The sequence below is a fragment of the Streptomyces sp. SID5643 genome (assembly GCF_009872555.1).
GTDB classification, from domain to species: domain Bacteria; phylum Actinomycetota; class Actinomycetes; order Streptomycetales; family Streptomycetaceae; genus Streptomyces; species Streptomyces iakyrus.
In genome coordinates this window covers 22,954-46,839 of the sequence record NZ_WWIC01000369.1, presented here as the reverse complement: position 1 = coordinate 46,839, position 23,886 = coordinate 22,954, and the positions used below count along the sequence as shown (strand labels likewise).

23 protein-coding genes are annotated in these 23,886 nt (G+C 72.6%); 12 read left to right on the top strand and 11 right to left on the bottom strand.

Annotated features, from left to right (window positions below):
- Nucleotides 1–40: 40 nt before the first annotated feature.
- The 3 genes from hpt to folE all read left to right on the top strand — a co-directional run bounded on the left by hpt (nt 41) and on the right by folE (nt 3,536).
- Nucleotides 41–580: a hypoxanthine phosphoribosyltransferase gene (hpt, locus tag GTY56_RS39470; protein ID WP_237304982.1), complete on the top strand. Its 540-nt coding sequence runs from the start codon at nt 41–43 to the stop codon at nt 578–580.
- 186 nt (nt 581–766) lie between these two features.
- Nucleotides 767–2,806 carry an ATP-dependent zinc metalloprotease FtsH gene (gene ftsH, locus GTY56_RS39465; RefSeq protein ID WP_161370059.1) on the top strand — a complete coding sequence of 680 codons (2,040 nt, stop codon included), beginning with the start codon at nt 767–769 and terminating at the stop codon, nt 2,804–2,806.
- 124 nt (nt 2,807–2,930) lie between these two features.
- On the top strand, nt 2,931–3,536 hold the full coding sequence (gene folE / locus GTY56_RS39460) for a GTP cyclohydrolase I FolE (RefSeq protein ID WP_102913046.1): 606 nt from the start codon (nt 2,931–2,933) through the stop codon (nt 3,534–3,536).
- Between the two features lie 12 nt (nt 3,537–3,548).
- On the opposite strand, the gene GTY56_RS39455 is transcribed toward folE, so the two are convergent.
- From GTY56_RS39455 to GTY56_RS39430, 6 genes are all read right to left on the bottom strand, one after another.
- Complete coding sequence (locus tag GTY56_RS39455; RefSeq protein WP_033310305.1) at nt 3,549–4,037, bottom strand: DUF3180 domain-containing protein; 489 nt, start codon at nt 4,035–4,037, stop codon at nt 3,549–3,551.
- Between the two features lie 58 nt (nt 4,038–4,095).
- On the bottom strand, nt 4,096–4,707 hold the full coding sequence (folK, locus tag GTY56_RS39450) for a 2-amino-4-hydroxy-6-hydroxymethyldihydropteridine diphosphokinase (protein ID WP_107460338.1): 612 nt from the start codon (nt 4,705–4,707) through the stop codon (nt 4,096–4,098).
- Complete coding sequence (folB, locus tag GTY56_RS39445; RefSeq protein ID WP_161370058.1) at nt 4,704–5,063, bottom strand: dihydroneopterin aldolase; 360 nt, start codon at nt 5,061–5,063, stop codon at nt 4,704–4,706. Before folB ends, folK begins: the two co-directional genes overlap by 4 nt.
- Nucleotides 5,064–5,279: 216 nt before the next feature.
- Complete coding sequence (locus tag GTY56_RS39440; protein ID WP_161370057.1) at nt 5,280–5,786, bottom strand: nuclear transport factor 2 family protein; 507 nt, start codon at nt 5,784–5,786, stop codon at nt 5,280–5,282.
- Nucleotides 5,783–6,664 (bottom strand): dihydropteroate synthase, encoded by an 882-nt coding sequence (gene folP, locus GTY56_RS39435; RefSeq protein ID WP_161370056.1) that lies wholly within the window; start codon nt 6,662–6,664, stop codon nt 5,783–5,785. Before folP ends, GTY56_RS39440 begins: the two co-directional genes overlap by 4 nt.
- A gap of 51 nt (nt 6,665–6,715) precedes the next feature.
- Nucleotides 6,716–8,551: a phosphatidylglycerol lysyltransferase domain-containing protein gene (locus GTY56_RS39430; RefSeq protein ID WP_161370103.1), complete on the bottom strand. Its 1,836-nt coding sequence runs from the start codon at nt 8,549–8,551 to the stop codon at nt 6,716–6,718.
- A gap of 232 nt (nt 8,552–8,783) precedes the next feature.
- Here GTY56_RS39430 and GTY56_RS39425 point away from each other — a divergent pair, with 232 nt between their 5' ends.
- The gene (locus GTY56_RS39425; RefSeq protein WP_161370055.1) at nt 8,784–9,920 is read left to right on the top strand and encodes an alpha/beta hydrolase; all 1,137 of its coding nucleotides are present in this window, start codon (nt 8,784–8,786) and stop codon (nt 9,918–9,920) included.
- A 158-nt stretch (nt 9,921–10,078) separates the two neighbouring features.
- A complete protein-coding gene (locus tag GTY56_RS39420; protein WP_202511348.1) occupies nt 10,079–11,278 on the top strand; it encodes a hypothetical protein in 1,200 nt (399 codons plus the stop codon).
- Between the two features lie 59 nt (nt 11,279–11,337).
- Here the strand turns inward: GTY56_RS39420 and GTY56_RS39415 are convergent, their stop codons facing one another.
- On the bottom strand, nt 11,338–12,672 hold the full coding sequence (locus GTY56_RS39415; protein WP_161370053.1) for a PH domain-containing protein: 1,335 nt from the start codon (nt 12,670–12,672) through the stop codon (nt 11,338–11,340).
- Nucleotides 12,669–13,208: a PH domain-containing protein gene (locus tag GTY56_RS39410; protein WP_161370052.1), complete on the bottom strand. Its 540-nt coding sequence runs from the start codon at nt 13,206–13,208 to the stop codon at nt 12,669–12,671. The genes GTY56_RS39415 and GTY56_RS39410 overlap by 4 nt, the downstream gene beginning before the upstream one ends.
- Before the next feature lie 31 nt (nt 13,209–13,239).
- Here GTY56_RS39410 and GTY56_RS39405 point away from each other — a divergent pair, with 31 nt between their 5' ends.
- Nucleotides 13,240–14,391: an NADH-quinone oxidoreductase subunit D gene (locus GTY56_RS39405; RefSeq protein WP_161370051.1), complete on the top strand. Its 1,152-nt coding sequence runs from the start codon at nt 13,240–13,242 to the stop codon at nt 14,389–14,391.
- 15 nt (nt 14,392–14,406) lie between these two features.
- Here GTY56_RS39405 and GTY56_RS39400 read toward each other — a convergent pair whose 3' ends face one another.
- Nucleotides 14,407–15,402: an SAM-dependent methyltransferase gene (locus GTY56_RS39400; protein ID WP_161370050.1), complete on the bottom strand. Its 996-nt coding sequence runs from the start codon at nt 15,400–15,402 to the stop codon at nt 14,407–14,409.
- A gap of 118 nt (nt 15,403–15,520) precedes the next feature.
- Between GTY56_RS39400 and GTY56_RS39395 the strand changes: the two genes are divergently transcribed.
- Nucleotides 15,521–16,714, top strand: coding sequence for a DUF7134 domain-containing protein (locus GTY56_RS39395; RefSeq protein ID WP_161370049.1), 1,194 nt, complete (start codon nt 15,521–15,523; stop codon nt 16,712–16,714).
- Between the two features lie 55 nt (nt 16,715–16,769).
- Nucleotides 16,770–17,438 (top strand): response regulator, encoded by a 669-nt coding sequence (locus tag GTY56_RS39390; RefSeq protein WP_161370048.1) that lies wholly within the window; start codon nt 16,770–16,772, stop codon nt 17,436–17,438.
- An 18-nt stretch (nt 17,439–17,456) separates the two neighbouring features.
- Here GTY56_RS39390 and GTY56_RS39385 read toward each other — a convergent pair whose 3' ends face one another.
- Complete coding sequence (locus tag GTY56_RS39385; protein ID WP_161370047.1) at nt 17,457–18,563, bottom strand: DUF5937 family protein; 1,107 nt, start codon at nt 18,561–18,563, stop codon at nt 17,457–17,459.
- A 159-nt stretch (nt 18,564–18,722) separates the two neighbouring features.
- On the opposite strand from GTY56_RS39385, the gene GTY56_RS39380 reads away from it, so the two are divergent.
- On the top strand, nt 18,723–18,896 hold the full coding sequence (locus GTY56_RS39380) for a hypothetical protein (protein ID WP_161370046.1): 174 nt from the start codon (nt 18,723–18,725) through the stop codon (nt 18,894–18,896).
- On the opposite strand, the gene GTY56_RS39375 is transcribed toward GTY56_RS39380, so the two are convergent.
- Nucleotides 18,889–20,070, bottom strand: coding sequence for a threonine aldolase family protein (locus GTY56_RS39375; RefSeq protein WP_161370045.1), 1,182 nt, complete (start codon nt 20,068–20,070; stop codon nt 18,889–18,891). The genes GTY56_RS39380 and GTY56_RS39375 overlap by 8 nt on opposite strands.
- 181 nt (nt 20,071–20,251) lie before the next feature.
- On the opposite strand from GTY56_RS39375, the gene GTY56_RS39370 reads away from it, so the two are divergent.
- The 3 genes from GTY56_RS39370 to GTY56_RS39360 are packed head-to-tail and all read left to right on the top strand — an operon-like array spanning nt 20,252 to nt 23,885.
- Nucleotides 20,252–21,181: a DUF2520 domain-containing protein gene (locus GTY56_RS39370; RefSeq protein ID WP_161370044.1), complete on the top strand. Its 930-nt coding sequence runs from the start codon at nt 20,252–20,254 to the stop codon at nt 21,179–21,181.
- On the top strand, nt 21,178–22,179 hold the full coding sequence (panC, locus tag GTY56_RS39365) for a pantoate--beta-alanine ligase (protein ID WP_161370043.1): 1,002 nt from the start codon (nt 21,178–21,180) through the stop codon (nt 22,177–22,179). The genes GTY56_RS39370 and panC overlap by 4 nt, the downstream gene beginning before the upstream one ends.
- Entirely contained in the window at nt 22,176–23,885 is a 1,710-nt protein-coding gene (locus GTY56_RS39360; protein WP_161370042.1) for an L-aspartate oxidase, read from the top strand. The genes panC and GTY56_RS39360 overlap by 4 nt, the downstream gene beginning before the upstream one ends.
- The last annotated feature ends 1 nt before the right edge of the window (nt 23,886 follow it).

The window sequence follows — 23,886 nt, the reverse complement described above, 5'->3', positions numbered from 1 at the left end:
GGTGGGACGACCGAAAGTGATGCGGGTGGACGCGAAAGACATGGGTGCCGACCTTGAGAAGGTGCTCATCACCAAGGAAGAGATCGACGCCAAGCTGGCCGAGCTGGCTGCGAAGATCGACGCGGAGTACGCGGGCAAGGACCTGCTGATCGTCGGAGTCCTCAAGGGCGCGGTGATGGTCATGGCCGACCTCGCCCGGGCGCTGTCCACCCCCGTCACCATGGACTGGATGGCCGTATCCTCGTACGGGGCGGGCACCCAGTCCTCCGGTGTGGTGCGGATCCTGAAGGACCTCGACACCGACATCAAGGGCAAGCACGTCCTCATCGTCGAGGACATCATCGACTCCGGCCTGACCCTGTCCTGGCTGCTCTCCAACCTCGGCTCGCGCGAGCCCGCATCCCTCAAGGTGTGCACGCTGCTGCGCAAGCCCGAGGCCGCGAAGGTGGCCATCGACGTGGAATGGGCCGGATTCGACATCCCCAACGAATTCGTCGTGGGATACGGCCTCGACTATGCCGAGAAGTACCGCAACCTCCCGTTCGTCGGTACGCTCGCGCCCCACGTGTACGGCGGCTGAGAACCCGGCCGCGGTGCCGTGCCGGTGATCGGGAACCCCAGCGGGCGTCCCGCCGTTGGAGCAGGCGTAGGCGGATCGCCAGCCGTCCCACGCAGCTTCAGGTGACAATGCTGGGGTACCGTCCGAAGAACAGTCTTTATCAAACTCACTATGGCAGGAGGGACGGGGCGGCACCGCTCCGTATGGATGGACGTGAAGCGATACTTCCGTGGGCCGGTCATGTGGATCGTGCTGGCCGTCCTCGCCGTGGTCGTGTTGATGCAGGTCGTCGGCTCGTCCGGCGGCTACAAGACGGTGGACACCGGCCAGGTCGTCCAGGCGATCAACCAGAACAGGGTCGAGTCGGCCAAGCTGACCACCGGTGACGAATCGATCATCAAGGTCACGCTCAAGGACGGCGTGAAGGTCGAGGGCAGCTCGAAGATCCAGGCGAGCTACATCGGCACCCAGGGCGTCGACCTCGCCAACACGCTGCAGAACAAGTACCAGGACAAGCAGATCCCGGACGGCTACACGGTTTCGCCGTCCAAGCAGAACCCGTTCGTGGGCATCCTGCTCTCGCTGCTGCCCTTCGTGCTGATCGTGGTCGTGTTCCTGTTCCTGATGAACCAGATGCAGGGCGGCGGCTCCCGGGTCATGAACTTCGGGAAGTCCAAGGCCAAGCTCATCACCAAGGACACCCCCAAGACGACCTTCGCCGACGTCGCCGGATCCGACGAGGCCGTCGAGGAGCTCCACGAGATCAAGGAGTTCCTCCAGGAGCCGGCCAAGTTCCAGGCCGTCGGCGCCAAGATCCCCAAGGGCGTCCTGCTCTACGGGCCTCCCGGCACCGGCAAGACCCTGCTCGCGCGTGCCGTCGCGGGCGAGGCGGGCGTCCCCTTCTACTCGATCTCCGGTTCCGACTTCGTCGAGATGTTCGTCGGTGTCGGTGCCTCCCGGGTCCGTGACCTGTTCGAGCAGGCCAAGGCGAACGCCCCGGCGATCGTCTTCGTCGACGAGATCGACGCGGTCGGCCGCCACCGCGGCGCCGGCCTCGGCGGTGGTCACGACGAGCGCGAGCAGACCCTGAACCAGCTCCTCGTCGAGATGGACGGCTTCGACGTCAAGGGCGGCGTGATCCTCATCGCCGCGACGAACCGGCCCGACATCCTCGACCCGGCGCTGCTGCGCCCCGGCCGCTTCGACCGGCAGATCGCCGTCGACCGCCCGGACATGCAGGGCCGTCTGGAGATCCTCAAGGTCCACCAGAAGGGCAAGCCGGTCGCGCCCGACGTCGACCTGTCGGCCATGGCCCGCCGTACGCCCGGTATGACCGGTGCCGATCTGGCCAACGTGCTGAACGAGGCCGCCCTGCTGACGGCCCGCAGCGACCAGAAGCTGATCGACAACCACATGCTGGACGAGGCGATCGACCGTGTGGTGGCGGGCCCGCAGAAGCGGACCCGGATCATGTCGGACAAGGAGAAGAAGATCACCGCGTACCACGAGGGCGGACACGCCCTGGTCGCGGCGGCTTCGCCGAACTCCGATCCCGTCCACAAGATCACGATCCTGTCGAGAGGCCGGGCCCTCGGCTACACGATGGTGCTGCCGGACGAGGACAAGTACTCCACCACGCGCAACGAGATGCTGGACCAGCTGGCCTACATGCTGGGCGGCCGCGCGGCCGAGGAGCTCGTCTTCCACGACCCGACCACGGGTGCCGCCAACGACATCGAGAAGGCCACCGGTCTGGCCCGCGCGATGGTCACGCAGTACGGCATGACCGAGCGTCTCGGCGCGATCAAGTTCGGTGGCGACAACACCGAGCCGTTCCTCGGCCGTGAGATGTCTCACCAGCGCGACTACTCGGAAGAGGTCGCCGCGCTCGTGGACGAAGAGGTCAAGAAGCTCATCGAGACCGCGCACAACGAGGCGTGGGAGATCCTGGTCGAGAACCGCGACGTCCTCGACAACCTGGTGCTGCAGCTGCTGGAGAAGGAGACGCTGGGCAAGGAGGAGATCGCCGAGATTTTCGCCCCCATCGTCAAGCGCCCGCCGCGGCCCGCCTGGACGGGATCCTCCCGCCGTACGCCGTCCACCCGTCCGCCGGTCCTCTCCCCCAAGGAGCTGGCCCTGACGAACGGTGCGAACGGCGCGACGCCGGCCATCTCCACCGCGAAGAGCACCGTGGCGGAGCCCGCCCCGGCGCCCGAGCGGACGCCGGAGGACCGCCCCGAGAGCTGACCGGGCTCCCGGCAGGCCCACCGGCCCCGGAATGGATGCTGCGCCCCCCAGGTTTTAGCCTGGGGGGCGCGGCTTTGCGTCATATCCGCAGGCCCCCCGTGAAGGAACAGGAACGAGGCATCAGATGACCGACCCCGTGACGCTGGACGGCGAGGGCCAGATCGGCGAGTTCGACGAGAAGCGCGCCGAGAACGCCGTACGCGAACTGCTGATCGCGGTCGGCGAGGACCCGGACCGCGAGGGCCTGAGGGAGACGCCGGCGCGAGTGGCGCGGGCGTACAAGGAGATATTCGCAGGCCTGTGGCAGAAGCCCGAGGACGTGCTGACCACGACGTTCGACCTCGGGCACGACGAGATGGTCCTCGTGAAGGACATCGAAGTCCTGAGCTCCTGCGAGCACCATCTCGTGCCGTTCGTCGGGGTCGCGCACGTCGGCTACATCCCGTCCGTCGAAGGCAAGATCACGGGCCTGTCGAAGCTCGCCCGGCTCGTGGACGTCTATGCCCGGCGCCCGCAGGTGCAGGAGCGGCTCACCACGCAGATCGCCGACTCCCTGATGGAGATCCTGGAACCGCGCGGCGTGATCGTCGTCGTGGAGTGCGAGCACATGTGCATGTCGATGCGCGGCGTCCGGAAGGTGGGCGCCAAGACGATCACGTCGGCGGTCCGGGGGCAGCTGCGCGATTCGGCGACCCGCAACGAGGCCATGAGCCTCATCATGGCCCGCTGACGCCGTCCTTTCTCACACCGTCGGGGCCACGCCTGTGCCGTCGTTCTCGTCGTCCTCCGGGAGCTTGCAGACGCGCTCCAGGAAAAGGGCGGCCGCTATGACGCCGATGCCCGCGAGGACGGAGAGGCCGGCGTAGATGGCCTGGTCCCGGCGGGCGGGGATGTCGAGCGATTCCAGGAGGAAGACGCCGGTGCCGCCGTACATGCCGGCGACCAGAGCGGCGACCAGGGCGCTGGCGTGGCCGAAGACGACCGCACGGGCCGCCATGAGGGGGTCGACGCCCTTGGCCTCGGGGCGGCGCTCGCGCTGGGCCTTGAGCCGGGCGCGGATGGAGAGCGCCGTGGCCAGCAGGATCACGGCGATCACGGCCAGGACGACGGGGGCGGCCAGGGGGACGCTGGGGAGCGTCCCGACCGAGTTCCACAGGCGGGCGCCCGCCCAGGAGAGGACTCCGGCCACGACGAAGACGCCGGCCAGCACCCGGATACGCAGCTCTCTCACGGTGTCCCTTCGGTTCCCCGGCGTCCGGCCCCGTTCGCGGCCGTCTTGACCTTAACGGCTACTCGGGCAGCCGGAGTTCCAGGTCGGTGCGGGGCGCCACGCCGTCGCGGGTGACGGCGTCCAGCAGACCGGCGACCGGGCCGCGGCCGGGCAGCTGTGCCTCGGGGTCCAGGTCGTGCCAGGGGGCCAGGACGAAGGCGCGTTCGTGGGCCCGGGGGTGGGGGAGGGTGAGCTGCGGGTCGTCGGAGACGACATCGGCGTAGGAGACGATGTCGACGTCGAGGGTGCGGGGGCCCCAGTGCTCGTCCCGGACGCGGTGGAAGGCCTCCTCGACGGCGTGTGCGCGCTCCAGGAGCGAGGAGGGCGGGAGGGTGGTCTTGAGGACCACGACGGCGTTGAAGTAGGCGGGCTGGCTGCCGGGGTCCACGCCCCAGGGCTCGGTCTCGTAGACGGGGGAGACGCCCTTGATGCGGACACCGGGCGTATCCTCCAGGGCGTCGATGGCCCCCTGGAGGGTCTCCAGGCGGTTGCCGAGGTTGGAGCCGAGGGCGACCACGGCCCGTTTGGGGTTGGACAGGGTGGTGTCGGCGGCGTCGACCTTCTCGACGACGGAGGTGGGTACCGGCTGTACGGTCGGGTCGGTCGGACCCTTGATGAAGGGCGCGGTCATGCTCGGCTCCGGGTGATGGTGACGGTCACGTCGTCGAAGGGGACGGTGATCGGGGCGTCCGGTTTGTGGACGCAGACCTCGACCTCCTGCACCACCTCGTGCTTCAGACAGGCCTGGGCGATGCGCTCGGCGAGCGTCTCGATGAGGTCGACGGGCTCGCCCTGGACGACGGCCACGACCTCCTCCGCCACGATGCCGTAGTGCACGGTCTTCGTCAGGTCGTCGTCGGCCGCGGCCGGCCGGGTGTCCAGGCCGAGGACGAGGTCCACGACGAAGGTCTGGCCCTCTGCACGTTCCTCGGGGAACACGCCGTGGTGCCCGCGGGCCTTCAGGCCGCGCAGCGCGACACGGTCCACGCGAATCACTCCTGCAATCGTCGGTCAGGGCCGGGCGGTGCCGTGTGCGGTCGGCACACCGGCCTCGGTCGAATCTACCTGCGGGCCCGGGCGGGCCCGGGCCGGGCCCGGCAGGATTCATCCGGCGTTCCCCCTGGGGAACCCGCCGGTGCACAGGTTGGTAGCCGCCCCTACCCGGGCGTCCGTGATTCCAACCACTTCCTGCCGCCTACCCACTCAGGCGGGGGTGTCGTCCTGCTCGTCCTCGTCGGTTTCGGCCAGGACGGGGGAAGCGTGGTGCGACCAGAGTTTCCACCCCAGGGGCGTGCGCCGGAACACGTTCGTGGCGACCACGAGCTGCCCGACGAGCGGGCCGAGCTCCCCGTCGGCGCCCTCGGGGGCGGGGCCGCCGCTGAGGATGTTCTCGGTGCAGTTGACCAGGGCGGTGTCGCCGGTGACGGAGACGTGCACGTCGGTGAGGAAGAACTGGATGTAGTCGGTGTTCGCCATGATCAGGGCGTACGACCGCAGGACCTCGCCGCGGCCGGTGAGCACGGGCCAGCCGGGGTGCACGCAGGAGACCACCCCGGTGTCGGCCGGGTCGTGGTAGCTCTCGTCGACGCCCAGGTCGGAGGGGGTGAGCCAGAGCGACGCCAGTTCCTCGAAGTCGCCCTGTTCCAGTGCCTCGTAGAAGGCGGTGTTGGCGGCCTCGACCTGCTCGACGTCGGTGTGCGGGGCGCTCACCGGGCTCCTTCTGTGCCGGTGCGCGCACCGGCGATGGCGCGGGCCACGCGGACCGCGTCGGCCGTGGCGCGGACCTCGTGGACACGGACCGCCCATGCGCCGGCGTGTGCGGCGAGCGCGGAGACGGCGGCGGTGGCGGCGTCGCGTTCGCGTGCGGGCGGCGGCGGGCCGTCGGGACCGGCGAGGATCCGGCCGAGGAAGCGTTTGCGGGAGGCGGCGACGAGCAGGGGGTGGCCGAGAGCGAGGACGCGGTCGAGGCCGGCGAGGAGGGCGAGGTCGTGCTCGGCGTCCTTGGAGAAGCCGAGGCCGGGATCGACGATGACGCGGTCGGGGGCGATGCCTCCGGCCAGGACGGCCTCCACGCGTGCGTGCAGTTCGTCGACGACTTCGGTGACGACGTCGGTGTACTCGCCCCGGACGTTGCCGCCCTGGAGGAAGCCGCGCCAGTGCATGACGACGAAGGGGGCTCCGGCGTGGGCGACGGCCGGGATCATGCGGGGGTCGGCGAGGCCGCCGCTGACGTCGTTGACGAGGGCGGCCCCGGCCGCGAGGGCGCGTTCGGCGACGGAGGCGCGCATGGTGTCGACGGAGACCGTGACGCCCTCGGAGGCCAGACCGCGCACGACGGGGACGACGCGGCGCAGTTCCTCGGCCTCGTCGACCCGGGTGGCTCCGGGCCGGGTGGACTCGCCGCCGACGTCGACCAGGTCGGCGCCCTCGGTGACCAGGTCGAGGCCGCGCTTGACGGCGGCCGTGGTGTCGAAGAAGCGGCCGCCGTCGGAGAAGGAGTCGGGGGTGACGTTCACGACTCCCATGACCGCGCAGCGGTCCCGTTCCGGTAGGCCCGCCACGCGCCCGCGTCCGCTCTGGTTGCTCATATGTTCAGCGTAGGCCCGGGGGCGGTCACGAGGCGCCGCGGCCCGGGCCGGTCACGCCGCCCGGACGTTCCGTTCCGCCGTCGCGCCGTGGGCGCACGGGCGGCGGGTCGCCGGGCGCCGTCGGCGCAGGAGGGGCGGCATAGGCAGGGCGAGGGTGACGAAGCCCTCGGCCTGCATGGCGGCGAAGCCGATGCGGGGCAGGTCGGCGGAGGCCCGGTAGACGACGAAGCGCGGCTCCCAGCGCGGCTGGAACTTGGCGTTGAACTTGTACAGGGACTCGATCTGGAACCAGCGGGAGAGGAAGACCAGCAGTCCGCGCCAGGCGCGCAGCACGGGGCCGGCGCCGATCTTCTCGCCGCGGGCGAGCGCGGCGCGGAACATGGCGAAGTTGAGGGAGACGCGTGCGACGCCCAGGTGGGGGGCGGCCTGGAGGGCGGCCACGATGAGCAGTTCGTTCATGCCGGGGTCGGCCGAGCGGTCGCGGCGCATCAGGTCCAGGGAGACGCCGTCGGGGCCCCAGGGCACGAAGTGCAGGATCGCCTTCAGATCGCCGTAGGGGCCGGGGTGGTCGTCCTGCTTGTGGGCGGTGGCGATGAGGCAGTCGCCGTCGGCGGGGTCGCCGACGCGGCCCAGGGCCATGGAGAAGCCCCGTTCGGTGTCGGTGCCGCGCCAGTCGTCGGCGGCTTGCCGGATCCGCTCCAGTTCGGCTTCGCCGAGGTCACGGACACGTCGTACCCGGGTTTCGTAACCGGCGCGCTCGATGCGCTTGACCATCTGGCGCACGTTGCGCATCGCGCGGCCGGCGAGGGAGAAATCCGCGACGTCCACCACCGCCTCGTCGCCCAGTTCGAGGGCGTCGAGCCCGGTCTCGCGGGTCCACACCTCGCCGCCGGTCTCGGAGCAGCCCATGACGGCGGGGGTCCAGGAGTGGGCCCTGGCCTCGTCCATGAACCGTTCGATGGCGCCGGGCCAGGCCTCGACGTCGCCGATCGGGTCGCCGCTGGCGAGCATCACACCGGAGACGACGCGGTAGGTGACGGCCGCCTTGCCGCTGGGGGAGAAGACGACGGCCTTGTCGCGGCGCAGGGCGAAGTGGCCGAGGGAGTCGCGGCGCCCGTGCTTGTCGAGCAGGGCGCGCAGCCGGACCTCGTCCTCCTCGGTGAGCCGTGCGGCGGGGTGTTCGGGGCGGAAGGCCAGATAGATGGTGGTGACGGCGGTGAGCAGGCCGAGGGCGCCGAGGGAGAAGGCGACGGTCCAGGAGGTGTTGCCCTGGTAGTCGACCGGCCCCTCGAAGCCGAACAGGCCGTAGATGACGTGGGTGATGCGGTCGGCGAGGCTGGGGTCGCCGACGATGCGATCGCTGTGGACGCTGACGATGAGCAGCCCGAGCAGGAGCGAACCGGCGCTCATCAGGACGAAGTTGGCGAGGGCCCGCCAGCGGCTGCGCGGGTCGGGCAGCGCGTTGAACTGGTCCCGGTGGCGCAGCAGGGGTGCCAGCAGGGCCAGGGAGATCAGCATGCCCACGAGCGAGTGCCGGTAGGTGAACTGGGCGACGGCGCCGGCGGGCAGGAGTGCCACGGCGGCCCGCCAGGCCCTGCGCTTGCCGCGCTTGAGGCCGTGGGCGAGCAGCAGCAACAGCACGCCGGTGCTGAGGGACAGGGCGGCGGCGAACGGGCCGAGCGCGCCGGGCAGTACCTCGGCGATGGCGTGCATCCGGCTGTGCCGGAAGCGGGGGAAGACGCCCGCGCCGATGTCCAGGACGCCCACCAGGGCGCAGGCTCTGCCGACGAGGACGGGGACGGCCTCGGGGCGCGGCCCGCGCAGTATCCGGCTCACCCGGCCCGGGTGGGCCGTATCGTCGGCGCGGGTCGGAACCTCACCCGATATTTCGTCATCTGTCCTGACAGACATCGCATCCCGTAGTTCTGCGAGAGACCTTGGATCCGGGCCCGATTCGGGCATCCGGCGACATTGCGCCCTCTAGGACGGTGTCTCGGGGAGAGAGGTTCACTCCCCGCGTCAAAGGCGTTTCAAAGGCCGAGGAAAGTCCGGGACAAGCCCTTGCGAAGGTGTGCTCGGGGGCGGGCCCGGCCAGAGTGTGCGGACAGGTAACCAACCCATGGGTCTGACGAGCAACAAGGTGCTGGTGCTGGCGGTGTTGTCCGCCGTGCTGCTGTTCGCCGGCACGGTCTGGCTGTGGCCACGGCTGGCGCGGAGCGGCTGGCGTGCCGTGGGCGGGCGTATCGGCCTGCTGCTGGGCACGCAGCTGGCGCTGTTCGCCGCGGTGGGCCTCGCCGCCAACCAGGCCTTCGGCTTCTACGCGAGCTGGGCGGACCTGTTCGGGCAGGAGAAGGACCAGGGCGTGGTCGTCGACCACACGCCGGGCGGCGGTCCGCTGGAGGTGACCGGCTCGCGCGCGGTGCCGGGGGCGGGCGGTGTGCCGCCCCGGGCCGGCGGCCGGGTCCAGCAGGTCGAGATCGTGGGCCGTACGACCCGGATCGCCACGCCCGCGTACGTCTATCTGCCGCCGGAGTACTTCCAGTCGCGGTACCGCACCCACAGGTTCCCGGCGGCCGTGGTGCTGACCGGCTATCCGGGCACGGCGTCCGCGCTGGTGGAGAAGCTCCAGTATCCGCGTACGGCTCTGGAACTCGCCCGGGACGGCCGGGCGGAGCCGATGATTCTCGTGATGCTGCGGCCCACGGTGGCGCCGCCCCGGGACACGGAGTGCGTCGACATCCCGGGCGGGCCGCAGACCGAGTCGTTCTTCGCGAAGGACCTCCCCGACGCGTTGCGCTCGCACTACAGGGTCGCCGAAAAGGCGGGCGGTCTGGGCATCATCGGCAACTCCACCGGCGGCTACTGCGCGTTGAAGATCGCGCTGCACCATCCCGATGTGTATGCCGCCGGAGCGGGCCTGTCCGCTTACTACAAGGCGCCGATCGACGCCACGACGGGCGATCTCTTCCAGGGTGACAAGGCGCTGCGCAATCGCGCCGATCTGTGGTGGTGTCTCGCGCACATGCCCGCTCCCGACACGTCCCTGCTGGTCAGCAGCAGCAAGCGGGGCGAGACCAACTACCGGGGCACGCTGAGGTTCATAGAGCGGGTGAAGGACACCCGGCGGACGGGGATCTCGTCGATCGTCCTGGAAAGCGGCGGGCACAACTTCAACACCTGGCGGCGCGAGATTCCGGCGGCGCTGGAGTGGATGAGCGGGCGGCTGGCCGGACGGGAAAATGATCTTGGGAATTGATCGAGCGGTCGATTCCGGTTCTTCCCTCGTTCCGATGCCGTGTGAACGTTTCGGTGTGGTTTTGTTTTTGCGGGGTGGGTCACCATGATTCGCCTACGCGCGGTAAGTTTCTGGCCATGCCACGTGGACGTCACCGTCATTCCCCGCCCCTTCACAGGATGCTGCCCCCGTCGGCGATCGCAGGCGTCTCCCTCGTCTGCGCGTTGGGGCCCTGGGTGTTCACGGAGCCGATGGTGCTCCGCGGTCTGGCCGCGGCCGCCGCGGCGACGGCGGTCATCGGCGCGGTCGTGCTGCGCCGTTGGGACACCCAGGCGGGCAAGCGCGTCGCCGACCTCACGCGCGCGCGTGCGAGCGACGAGTGGCGCTTCGAGGAGCGCGTCGCCGAACTGGAGGCCGACCTGGAGGAGTCGCGCGAGCTGCGCGCGAAGCTGGAGCAGCGGTTGCGCTCCAAGCGCACCGAACTGGCCGGTCTGCGCAACGAGCACGCCGCGCTGCTGCGCCGGTACGCCACGGCGGAGGCCGATCGCGCGAGCGTCCTCGAAGACCGCCGGATGCTGGAGATAGAGGCGACGGCCCCGGTACGGGCCGCGCTGCCGGCGGGAGCGCCGGACACGGCACCGGACGCGGACGGGACGCCTGCCGCTCCCGCCGTCGAGGAAGAGCCCGCGGTTCCCGCCGTGTTCTCGCCCGAGGGTTCCCGGCTGTTCCTGCGGGCCGCGGCCGCACTCGCCCGGCTCGACGGCGAGACGGTGCCGGTCCCGGACCCGGACGGCGGCGGCGACGGCGACGGCGTCCCGAAGGACGAGGACGCGGAGCCCGCACCGGAGCAGGAACAGCCGGAGCAGGAAGAGTCGCAGCAGGGACAGGCGGAGCAGCGGGAGCAGGTGCCGGAGGACGAGGCGCAGCGGCAGTCCGAGGCGGACGACGGGCACGAGCGCACGACCGCCGGGACGTCCGCGGCGGGCGGCGGTGCCGCCGTGCCGGCCGGCGGGAGCGACCGGCTCCCGGAGCCCGCGCGGGCCGGGCAGCCCGCGGGCCGGCGCTCCGGCCACTACACCGTGCCGACCGCCGTGGCCGTCCCGCCGCAGTCGCCGGTGCGGCGTCCGCAGGCCGGCGGCGGGTTCGACTTCTTCGGCACGAAGGCGGGCACCTCGCGGGCGGCCCTGGAAGCCGTGCAGAACGAGGACCTCGCCGATGTCGTCGGCCAGGAGGCGCTCGCCCTGCACAAGGCCGAGACCGAGGCCCGCTACAAGCCGGCCGACGAGGAGTCGCGCGGCATCGGCCAGGTCATCGACCTGACGGCGCACGACGAGACGGAGCAGATCGACGTGCAGGGGCTGCGCAGCGCGGTCTCCTGACGCCTCTTCCGACGCTGGGCCCCTCGGCTACGGCCGAGGGGCCCAGCGCCCGTGCGCGGTCATGCCATCCAGCGGTCCGGCCGCGCGTCCCGGCGCCCCGTGCGGGACCGTTCCGCCTGCGCCGCCAGCAGTTCGCGCGCCTCGGCCGTGTCCCGCAGCCGGGCCCGCACCGTCTTGTTCGCGCCCGTGTCCACACACACGTCGGCGAGGCCCCGGGCCCGTTCCCACGGCCCCTGCGTCATCCGTACGCTCTGCACCTTGGCGTGCGGCACGAGCGCCAGGCTCCGCCGCAGCAGCCCGGACCGGGACGCGAACACGGCGTCCGTGACGGCGAGTCCGTACCCGCGCCACCACAGCGGCACGCACCAGCGGGCACCGCGCGGCGCCGGTGACAGGTCCGCGGGGCCCGGCACGCTCACCCCGGGCAGCACCCGCGCGACGACGTCCTCGGCGATCTCGCGCGGAGCGACCGGCACCAGCACGGAGTTGGACGAGCCCGCGACATCCAGTTCGACGCGGACCCAGCCGCGCCGCCGCCACAGCAGCGGTTCCACGATCCGCACGGTCTGGACGCGTCCCGGCGGCACCGTCTCGTGGGACCGGTCCAGCAGTCCGTGGTCGATACGCAGCCCGTCGGGCGACTCGGCGAGCGTCCAGTCGTACTCGGCGACGAACCGCCCGACGCTGCTCGCACCCGCCGTGCCCAGCAGCGGCAGGGCGACCGCGAGGACCGTCCACAGGCTGTGGGTGACCAGCCACAGCACCGGCGGGACGACGAGCGCCGCGGCCAGCGACATCCAGGTCGCGCCCGTCAGCACCAGCGACAGGGCGAGGACGCCGGGTGGCACCCGCAGCAGCCGGCGGGAGGGGGCCTCGCCGACCTCGTGCGCGGTCTCGGGTGCGAAACCGGCCGCCCGGGCGAGCAGCTCGGCCCGCAGTGTCCGCGCCTCGTCCGCGCCGAGGAAGGCCAGTTCGTCCTTCTTGTCGGTACCTATGACGTCGAGTTTCAGCTTGGCGACGCCCGCGACCCGGGCCAGCAGCGGCTGGGTGACGTCGACGGCCTGGATCCGCTCCAGCCGGATGTGCGCGGTGCGCCGGAAGACCAGCCCGGTACGGATGCGCAGTTCGGTCTCGGTCACCGCGAAGTGCGTGAACCACCAGGAGCAGAAGCCGTAGAGGGCGGCGGCCGGGACGAGCACGGCCAGCCCGATCAGCAGGGTGGTCGTGGTCAGCCGGGTCAGATGGCGCTGCGCGCCGTCCGGGTCGTGCACGGCCCAGCCGATCAGCACGGCGACCGGAGCCCAGGCGCGGCGCAGCGGGGTGACGGGGTGCAGCCGCCGCTCGGTCACTTCTGCGGCGGCCTCGGAGGCCTCGGCGGCCCCGGGCGCCGTCACAGCCCCGCCGACCGGGCTTCGCCCAGCTCGGTGAGCCGGTCGCGCAGCCGCTCCGCCTCGGCCGGGTCCAGGCCGGGGATGGTCGCGTCGGTCGCCGCGGCGGCCGTGTGCAGCTGCACGCTGGCCAGCCCGAAGTGCCGCTCGACAGGCCCGGAGGTGACCTCGACCAGCTGCATCCGCCCGTACGGCACGACCGTCTCCTCGCGCCACAGCACGCCACGGCTGATCAGCAGGTCGTCGGCCCGCTCGGCGTACCGCCAGGAACGCCAGTTGCGCTCGGTCATCACCCACCCCCAGACCAGCAGCGCCAGCGGCGGCAGCGCGAAGGCGGCCCAGGCGGGCCCGGCCAGCAGCCCCGGCAGCAGCCCGGCGGCCAGGGTGATCAGCCCGAGCCACACCACCAGCAGCAGCCGCCGCATCTTCAGCAGTCCGGGCGGCAGCGCGATCCACACCGGCTCGCCCCCGGCCGCCCCGGCCGCCCCGACCGTTCCCTGCGCCGCGTCCGGTCCCGTGTCCTGCGGACTCCCCGTATCCATGGGGCCAGCGTACGTAGGGGAGACTGTGTCCATGACTCCTACGACGGAGACCATGGTCGGAATCGGCGGCGCCGCGGAGAGCACCGACATGGTGCTCAACATTGGGCCGCAACACCCGTCCACCCACGGCGTGCTGCGGCTGAAGCTCGTCCTGGACGGCGAGCGCATCAAGCACGCCGAGCCGGTGATCGGTTACATGCACCGCGGCGCGGAGAAGCTGTTCGAGGCGCGCGACTACCGCCAGATCATCATGCTTGCCAACCGCCACGACTGGCTGTCGGCGTTCTCCAACGAGCTGGGCGTGGTCCTGGCCGTGGAGCGGATGCTCGGCATGGAGGTCCCCGAGCGCGCGGTGTGGCTGCGCACGCTGCTCGCCGAGCTGAACCGGGTGCTCAACCACCTGATGTTCCTCGGCTCGTACCCGCTGGAACTCGGCGGGATCACCCCGATCTTCTACGCCTTCCGGGAGCGCGAGGAGCTCCAGCACGTCATGGAGGAGATCTCCGGCGGGCGGATGCACTACATGTTCAACCGGGTGGGCGGCCTCAAGGAGGACCTGCCGGCCGGGTGGACCGCCCGGGCGCGCACCGCCGTCGCCGACGTGCGCTCCCGCATGGACCGCTTCGACGACCTGGTGCTCGGCAACGAGATCTTCCGCGGCCGCACGAGGAACGTCGGTGTCCTCACTCCGGAGGCCGTGCACGCCTACGGGGTCAGCGGGCCGATCGGCCGCGCCTCGGGCGTCGACTTCGACCTGCGCCGCGACGAGCCGTACCTCGCCTACGGCGACCTCCAGGACACGCTGAAGGTGGTCACCCGCCAGGAGGGCGACTGCCTCGCCCGCTTCGAGTGCCTCCTGGAGCAGACGCACAACGCGCTGGACCTGGCCGACGCCTGCCTCGACCGGCTCGCCGAGCTGCCGCCCGGGCCGGTCAACCAGCGCCTCCCGAAGGTTCTCAAGGCACCCGAGGGCCATACGTACGCGTGGACCGAGAACCCCCTCGGCATCAACGGCTACTACCTCGTCAGCAAGGGCGAGAAGACCCCGTACCGGCTGAAGCTGCGCTCGGCGTCGTACAACAACATCCAGGCGCTGACGGAGCTGCTGCCGGGGACGCTGGTCGCGGACATGGTGGCGATCCTGGGGTCGATGTTCTTCGTGGTCGGGGACATCGACAAGTAGCGCCCAAAAGGTCCTCTAAAGGGGGTCCTCGACGCCGACGGGCTGCACCAGCCAGCCGAAGTCGCCCAGCCCGCCCGTCGCGGTGAGCTCGGCGGCCTCACCAGCGCTCGCGAGGGCGCGTACGTAGGCGGCGGGGTCGGTGGAGGCCAGCGTGAGCGGGGGGCGCGCGCCGGTCACGCCCAGGGTGCGCAGCGCCTCGCGCTGGGGCAGTACGCGCCCGCCGGGCAGCGCGCACGCGTCCAGGGCGACGTGCGCGGTGATGTCGCAGGAGCCGTCCGGTACCGGTGTCGTCTCGCGGCCCTCGCGGAAGCCGGTCAGCGTCCCGAACGGGGGCCGGGCATCCGCCGTGTGCGCGTAGTCCGCGGCGACGGCGAGCCCTCGCCCGAGCGTCGCGACCGCCGCGGCCCACGCCTCGTCCCGGGGCAGGCCGATCTCGGCCCGCCGTCCCTCCTCGCCCGGCAGCGGCCACCACCGCTGAAGCCACCGGGCCTGCGCTCCGTCCACCGGATCCCCGAGCCGCTCGGTGCCGTCCCGGCGGACCAGCACCCGTCGCGCGACGCCCGCGGCGTCCACCTCGGCGACCTCCACGGGCACGTTGTCCAGCCACTCGTTGGCGAACAGCAGCCCCGTCGTGCCCTGCGGGGGCTCGGCCAGCCACTCGATCCGGTGATCGAGCCCGGCCGGCCGCCCGGCGATGTCGACGGCGTACGCGCGCGTGCGGGCCGCCACCTCCGCGGGCAGCGCGGCGAGCACGGCGCCCGTCAGCTCGCCCCGTCCGGCCGCCATGTCGACGAAGTCCAGCGCCGCGGGCCGCCCCAGCGCCTCGTCGACCCGGCACAGCAGCCGTGCCACGGCCCCGGCGAACAGCGGCGACGCGTGCACGGACGTCCGGAAATGCGCGGCCGGTCCCTCCGCGCGCCGGTAGAAGCCCCCCGGCGCGTACAGGGCGTCCTGCGCCGCCGCACGCCACCCGCGCCACCCGCGCCACTCTTGCCTCGTCCCTGCCGTCACCGGGCCAGGCTATGCGGACACAACGAACGCAACTCCACCTTGCGGAGTACGTACGCCCGATGCGGATCGGTCCTCCGGTTGACCCCTGCACCTATCGCGCTTCCCTACGCTGGGTTACGTGCAGCGCCTCTATGACTTCCTCCGCAGGCACCCGATGTGGGTCGACGGCTTCTGGGCCGTGGTCCTCCTCGGGATTTCGGTGCTGGGCGGGGTGGCGGGCGAGCGGATCGGCCCGTGGGCCGCTGTCGTCCCGATCACGCTGCTGCTGAGCCTCGTGGTCGCGCTGCGCCGCCGGATGCCGGAGAAGATGCTGCTGCTGGCGGCCGCGGTGGGCGTGGCACAGCTGGTCACCGACATCGCGGTCCTGCCCGCCGACTTCGCCATGCTGGTGATCGTCTACACGGTCGCGGTGGAAGGCGCCCGCTGGGCCTCGCGCTTCGCGCTGGTCGCCGGCCTGTGCGCGGCCCCCCTGGCGCAGCTGCGCTGGTCGAGCGAGCAGACGGGGGTCGCGGGAGACATCGCCCTGGCGGTCCTCCAGACCGTCCCCTTCGCCCTCGCCTGGGTGCTCGGCGACTCCATCCGCACCCGCCGCGCCTACTTCGCGCAGCTGGAGGAGCGGGCCGCCCGCCTGGAGAAGGAGCGCGAGGCGCAGTCCAAGGTCGCCGTCGCCGCCGAACGGGCCCGGATCGCACGCGAGTTGCACGACGTCGTCGCGCACAACGTCTCGGTGATGGTGGTCCAGGCGGACGGCGCCGCCTACGTCCTCGACGCCGCGCCCGACCAGGCGAAGAAGGCCCTGGAGACCATCTCCTCCACCGGCCGCCAGGCCCTCGCCGAGATGCGCCGCCTGCTCGGCGTGCTGCGCACCGGCGAGCACCAGGAGGCCGGCGAGTACGTGCCACAGCCCGACGTGGAGCAGATCGAGGACCTCGTCGAGCAGTGCCGCACCTCCGGACTGCCCGTCGACTTCAAGGTCGAGGGCACGCCCCGCCCGCTGCCCAGCGGCGTCGAGCTCACCGCCTACCGCATCGTGCAGGAGGCGCTCACCAACACCCGCAAGCACGGCGGCCCCAACGCGGGCGCGAGCGTCCGCCTGGTCTACTTCGACGACGGCCTCGGCCTGCTCGTCGAGGACGACGGCAAGGGCGCCCCGCACGAGCTGTACGAGGAGGGCGGGTTCGACGGCCAGGGCCACGGTCTGATCGGCATGCGCGAGCGGGTCGGTATGGTCGGCGGCACCCTGGACGCGGGCCCGCGCCCGGGCGGAGGATTCCGCATCAGTGCCCTGCTGCCGCTCAAACCCGCGCACTGACGCCGGCACACGCCCCTCACTGACACCTGTAACGACCCCCTAGGGAAGAGGCCCGATGACGATCCGTGTGATGCTCGTCGACGACCAGGTGCTGCTGCGCACCGGGTTCCGGATGGTGCTCGCCGCCCAGCCGGACATGGAGGTCGTGGCGGAGGCGGGCGACGGCGTCGAGGCCCTCCAGGAACTGCGGACGACCGAGGTCGACGTGGTGCTGATGGACGTCCGCATGCCGAAGCTCGACGGGGTGGAGACGACCCGCCGGATCTGCGCGGACACCGACCCGCCGAAGGTGCTCATCCTGACCACTTTCGACCTCGACGAGTACGCCTTCTCGGGGCTGAAGGCGGGCGCCTCCGGCTTCATGCTCAAGGACGTGCCCCCGGCGGAGCTCCTGGCCGCGATCAGGGCCGTGCACAGCGGCGACGCGGTCGTGGCGCCCTCCACCACCCGGCGCCTGCTGGACCGCTTCGCACCGATGCTGCCGGGCACCCAGCAGCCGCAGCACAAGGAGCTGGAGCGGCTCACCGAGCGGGAGCGCGAGGTCATGGTGCTGGTCGCGCAGGGCCTGTCCAACGGCGAGATCGCGGCGCGCCTGGTGCTGTCGGAGGCGACGGTGAAGACGCACGTGGGCCGCATCCTGACCAAGCTCGGGCTCCGGGACCGGGTGCAGGTCGTGGTGCTGGCCTACGAGACGGGGCTGGTGCGGGCCGGCGGGCACGGCTGATCCGCCACCGGCTGCCGGCTACCTGAGGATCCCCTCCAGGAACTCGCTGCCGAGCCGGGCCACCACCGTCACGTCCAGCTGGTGCAGGACGTAGCGGCCGCGGCGGCGGGTGGTGATCAGGCCCGCCTTCTTCAGCACGGCCAGGTGGCGGGATATCTCCGGGGCCGTCATGCCGTGCACCTGCGCCAGCTCGCTGGTGGTGTGCGCGCTGCGGGCCAGATGGCGGCACATGCGCATCCGGACCGGGTGGGACAGCGCCGTCATCCGCATGGCCAGCTGTTCGAGCGTCTGCGGTGCCGCGAGCTCCGGGGAGCCGACCGGGTAGTGCAGCACCGGCTGCCAGCCGTGCCGGTGCAGGACCATCAGGTGCGGCCAGCCGAGGCTGGTCGGGATCAGCAGCAGGCCGCCGTCGCCCGTGGCCGTACGGCCGTCGCCCAGCTTGTCGACCGTGATCCGGGCGGCCTCCGCGTCGAGCGTGATCGCCGGGGACACCGCGGCCAGCGCCTCGGCCAGGCCCTTGCGCCGCAGCAGGTCCGTCTTGTGCCGGGCGTCCGCCGCGAGCTGGTGGCGCAGCCGGGACCAGGCCTCCGCGAAGAACGCCTCGTCGCAGTCCCGGAGGAACTGCCGCAGCCAGGCCCGGATCCGGGGCGGGTCGGCCAGCAGCCGCTGACCGAAGTGCAGTTGCCGCGGTCCGCGCGCGGCGGCCAGCTCCAGGGCCCGGCGGCGCGTCCGAGGGTCGGACAGCGTCGTCGGTCCGGTGTCGCCGTAGCAGGTGCCACAGCTGAACTCCATGGCCGCGTCCACGAACTGCTCGTCGGACAGCTTGTCGAGCTGGTCCAGTTCCTCGGCGAGGGTGGCGCCCGGGAGCGTGCGCCGGTCCGGCAGGCCCGCCCAGGGCAGGAACAGGTCCGAGAACGTCGTCCGCCACAGGAAGTCCGCCTCGCACATGCGGTCGGCCAGATGCGGGTCGAGCCGGGCCGTCACGCCCGTCACCCAGCCCTGAAGGCCCGGGTGGTGAGCCGGTTCGGACAACGCGTGCAGCGCCATGCCGAGTTCGGCCAGGGGCGAGGGCACCACGGCGGCCTGCTCCGGCCGCAGCCCCGCGATGTCGATGTGCACGCTCATGCCCTCATGGTGCACCCGGCCACCGACAACGCCCCCGCCGATTGACGGGCCCCGTCAATCGGTGCGACGCCGCACGCGGCGCGGGCGCACGGTGGGACCACCGGGGCAGCCGCGGAGCCTTCGGACCTCCATCACCCCGTCCCGCAGAGGCGATTCACCATGAGCATCACGCAGCAGCACCTCCTCGACGCCCACCGCGCCCGCTCCCTGGGTGAGCCCGTCCCGCCCGCGCCGGGCACGCACGACGGGCGGGCCGTACGGGAGCGGCGCTCCCGCCCGGCCCGCGGCGGGCTCCGGGACGTCCTGGGCCGGTGGCGGCGGCGCCCTACCTGACCTGCTCCGGCAGCCGGGCCACGAACTCCGCCACCGCCGCCTTCACGTCCTCGGCGGTCCACTCCAGCCCGGCGGACCGCACATGCACCTCCGTCAGCGCCAGCCCGGGCCCGCCCCGGTCCCAGGCGCTGCCGAACAGCATGACCCCCGTCTCCTCGGCCACCCGCACCGAGGCCTCCCCGAGGACCTCCGGCTCGTACGGCAGCCACACCTGGAAGTCGTGGGTGTGCGGCACCTCCGGGTGCACGCGCGCCCACGGCACCCCGGCCGCCGCGAACCCCTCGCGCAGGGCGGCGGCCACCACGCGCGCGTGGAGCACGTACTCCGGCAGCCGGGGCAGTTCCCGGTCCAGCCCCATGAGCGCCGACAGCACCGTCGGGAACTGCTGGAAGACCATCCCGCCGTACCGGTGCCGCCAGGCCTTCGCCTCCTCGACGAGTTCCTTGGGGCCGGCCAGCGCCGCGCCGCCGAACGCTTCGAGGGACTTGTAGAACGACACGTAGACGCTGTCGGCCAGGCCCGCGATCTCCTCCAGGGGCCGGCCGAAGTGGACGGTGGACTCCCAGAGCCGGGCCCCGTCGAAGTGCACCACCGCGTCCCGGTCCCGCGCGGCCCGGACGACCTCGGTGAGCTCCTCCCACGTGGGCAGGACGAAACCGGCGTCCCTGAGGGGCAGTTCCAGCATCAGCGCCCCGAAGGGCTCCTCGAAGTCGCGTACCTCTGCCGCCGTCGGAAGCCGCGGCTCGCTCGTCAGCCGCAGCGGGCGCAGGCCCCCGACCTCGCTGAACGCGTTGCGCTCGTGCACCTCGGGATGGCTGAGCGCGTGCAGGGCGACGGCCGGGTTCCCGGTGCGGCCCGCCCAGCAGCGCAGGGTCACCTGCTGGGCCATCGTGCCCGTCGGGAAGAACGCGGCGGCCTCGGTGCCGAGCAGCCCGGCGACCTTCGTCTCCAGCGCCTCGACGACGCCGTCGCCGTACACGTCGGACAGTTGGTCCAGGTCGTGGACGCCTTCCGCCTCCGCCAGCACCGCCAGGCGCTCCCGGAGGGTCTGCTGGAAGCCGAAGCGCGCGAACACGCGCCGGGCCCCGTGATGGGCGGCCAGCCGCCGCTCGCGCAGCCCCGCGCCCCTGCCCTCGTCCGTCACCGGGTCGTCGTGTTCCGCCGTATCGGTCATGTGCCGGATCCTCCCGCGCGCGGGCGGCGCCGGGCATCCGCATTTCCGTGGGCCGTCCCGGGGGTGCCGCACGGGCATGCACAGCCTGTGGACGACCGGACGCCCTCCGAACCGATCGCGTTAACATGACGAGAAATCGTCCGGTACCCGGAGCGGACTGGAACGGGAAGGCCGCCGTCGAGTGAACACAACCCCACAGCCAGACCCCAAGGACCGCCCCGCGCGGCTCACCGTCGGCGTCGTCGGCGCCGGCCGCGTGGGTCCCGCGCTGGCGGCGTCCCTCCAGCTCGCCGGGCACCGCCCGGTCGCCGTCTCCGCCGTCTCGGAGGCCTCCCGGCGCCGCGCCGGGCAACTGCTGCCCGACGTGCCGGTGATGCCGCCCGCCGAGGTGCTCCAGCGGTCCGACCTGGTGCTGCTGACCGTTCCCGACGACGCGCTGCCCGGCCTGGTCACCGGCCTCGCCGACACCGGGTCCGTCCGGCCGGGACAGCTCCTCGTCCACACCTCCGGACGCTACGGCGCGCGGGTCCTCGACCCCGCCCTGCGCGCGGGCGCCCTGCCGCTCGCCCTGCACCCCGCGATGACCTTCACGGGCACACCCGTGGACGTCCAGCGGCTGGCCGGCTGCTCCTTCGGCGTCACCGCGCCCGAGGAGCTGCGCCTGGCCGCCGAGGCCCTCGTCATCGAGATGGGCGGCGAGCCGGAGTGGATCGCCGAGGAGAACCGGCCGCTCTACCACGCGGCGCTCGCCCTCGGGGCCAACCACCTGGTCACGCTGGTCGCCCAGTCCATGGAGCTGCTGAGCGCCGCCGGCGTCGCGGCCCCCGACCGGATGCTCGGCCCGCTGCTCGGCGCGGCCCTGGACAACGCCCTGCGCTCCGGCGACGCGGCCCTCACCGGCCCGGTCGCGCGCGGGGACGCGGGCACGGTCGCCGCGCACGTCACCGAGCTGCGCCGGCACGCCCCGCAGACCGTCGCCGGCTACCTGGCGATGGCCCGCGCGACCGCCGACCGGGCCCTGGCCCACGGCCTGCTGAAGCCGGAACTCGCCGAGGACCTCCTCGGGGTACTCGCCCACGGGACCGACGGCACCGAAGGGGACGCCCGATGACCACCACCCTGCTGCGCACCGCGAAGGAACTGCACGCACGCGCGCGGGCGGGCCGCCGCGCCGTGGTGATGACCATGGGCGCGCTGCACGAGGGCCACGCCACACTGATCCGCACCGCGCGCGGCATCGCCGGGCCGGACGGCGAGGTCGTCGTCACCGTCTTCGTCAACCCGCTCCAGTTCGGCGAGGGCGAGGACCTCGACCGCTACCCGCGGACCCTGGACGCCGACGTCGAGCTCGCCGGACAGTCGGGCGCGGACGTCGTGTTCGCGCCCTCCGTGGAGGAGGTCTACCCCGGCGGGGAGCCCGAGGTCCGCATCACCGCCGGCCCCATGGGCGAGCGCCTGGAGGGCTCCTCCCGCCCCGGCCACTTCGACGGCATGCTCACCGTCGTCGCCAAACTCCTGCACCTCACCCGCCCCGACCTCGCCCTGTACGGCCAGAAGGACGCCCAGCAGCTCGCGCTGATCCGCCGCATGGTGCGGGATCTGAACTTCGGCGTGGAGATCGTCGGCGTGCCCACCGTCCGCGAAGAGGACGGCCTGGCCCTGTCCAGCCGCAACCGCTACCTGTCGGCCGCGGAGCGGCGCACCGCCCTCGCCCTGTCCGGGGCCCTGTTCGCGGGCCAGGACCGGCACGCGGCCCAGGAGGCGCTGCGGGCCCGGGCGCGCGAAGTGCCCGCCACGCGCGCGCGTGCCGAAGCGCTCAGCGCCATAGGGGAGTCCCGCGCGGCGGCCGACACGCACGCCGTGGCGACGGCCGTCCCGGGCGGCCCGGCGGCCGTCCGCGCCGCCGCCCGCCAGGTCCTCGACGAGGCCGCGCGTCTGGACCCGCCGCTCGCGCTGGACTACCTCGCCCTGGTCGACCCGTCCGACTTCACGGAGATCGGGGACGACTTCACGGGTGACGCGGTCCTCGCCGTCGCCGCCCGGGTCGGGGCGACCCGGCTGATCGACAACGTCCCCCTCACCTTCACAAGCTTCGGAGCCGCCTCGTGACCGCCACAGGCATACGACTGCACGCGCCCGCCGCCGGGTGGTCCATCGCCGCGGACGTGGTCGTCGTCGGCTCCGGCGTCGCCGGGCTGACCGCGGCCCTGCGCTGTGAGGCCGCCGGTCTGCGGACGGTCGTCGTCACCAAGGCCCGTCTCGACGACGGCTCCACCCGCTGGGCCCAGGGCGGCATCGCCGCGGCCCTCGGCGAGGGCGACACCCCCGAGCAGCACCTCGACGACACCCTGGTCGCGGGCGCGGGCCTGTGCGACGAGGAAGCGGTCCGCCTCCTCGTCACCGAGGGCCCCGACGCCGTGCGCCGCCTCATCGAGACCGGCGCCCGGTTCGACGAGTCCGAGGGCGAGCTGGCGCTGACCCGCGAGGGCGGCCACCACCGCCGCCGCATCGCCCACGCCGGCGGCGACGCCACCGGCGCCGAGATCTCCCGCGCCCTGGTCGAGGCCGTCCGCGCGCGGGGCGTGCGCACCGTCGAGAACGCGCTCGTCCTGGACCTCCTCACGGACGCCGAGGGCCGCACCGCCGGTGTCACCCTGCACGTCATGGGGGAGGGCCAGCACGACGGCGTCGGAGCCGTCCACGCCCCCGCGGTGGTCCTCGCGACCGGCGGCATGGGCCAGGTCTTCTCCGCCACCACCAACCCGTCGGTGTCGACGGGCGACGGCGTGGCGCTCGCGCTGCGGGCCGGCGCGGAGGTCAGCGACCTGGAGTTCGTCCAGTTCCACCCGACCGTGCTCTTCCTGGGCCCGGACGCGGAGGGCCAGCAGCCCCTGGTCTCCGAGGCCGTGCGCGGCGAGGGCGCCCACCTGATCGACGCCGACGGCGTGCGCTTCATGGCCGGACAGCACGAACTCGCCGAACTGGCCCCCCGCGACATCGTCGCCAAGGGCATCATGCGCCGCATGCAGGAGCAGGACGCCGAGCACATGTACCTCGACGCCCGGCACTTCGGCGCCGAGATGTGGGAGCACCGGTTCCCGACGATCCTCGCCGCCTGCCGCGCCCACGGCATCGACCCGGTCACCGCCCCCATCCCGGTCGCCCCGGCCGCCCACTACGCCTCCGGCGGGGTCCGCACGGACTCCCACGGCCGTACGACCGTGCCCGGCCTGTACGCGTGCGGCGAGGTGGCCTGCACCGGCGTGCACGGCGCCAACCGCCTGGCCTCCAACTCCCTGCTCGAAGGCCTCGTCTACGCCGAGCGCATCGCGGCCGACATCGCGGCGAACGGCCTGCACGCACGCGTGCCCCAGCCGGTCCCGCATCCGGAGATCCCCGAGCACCCCCTCCAGACCGCCGAAGCCCGCTTCACGATCCAGCGGATCATGACGGGCGGGGCGGGCGTCCTGCGCTCGGCGGGCTCCCTCACCAAGGCCGCCGACCAGCTCCAGCGCCTGCACACCGACGCCAGGGAGGCCCTCGCCGAGAACGGCAAGACGGCCGAGGCCGGCGTCGACACCTGGGAGGCCACCAACCTCCTGTACGTGGCCCGCGTCCTGGTCGCCGCCGCCCTGCTGCGCGAGGAGACCCGGGGCTGCCACTGGCGCGAGGACCGCCCCGAGCGCGACGACAGCGCCTGGCGCCGGCACATCGTCGTGACCCTGAACCCGGACCGCACGCTGGCCGTGCACACCACGGACACCACAGACTTCCCCCCGACGACTTTCCCGCCCCAGGCCCCCCAGGAGCAGTGAC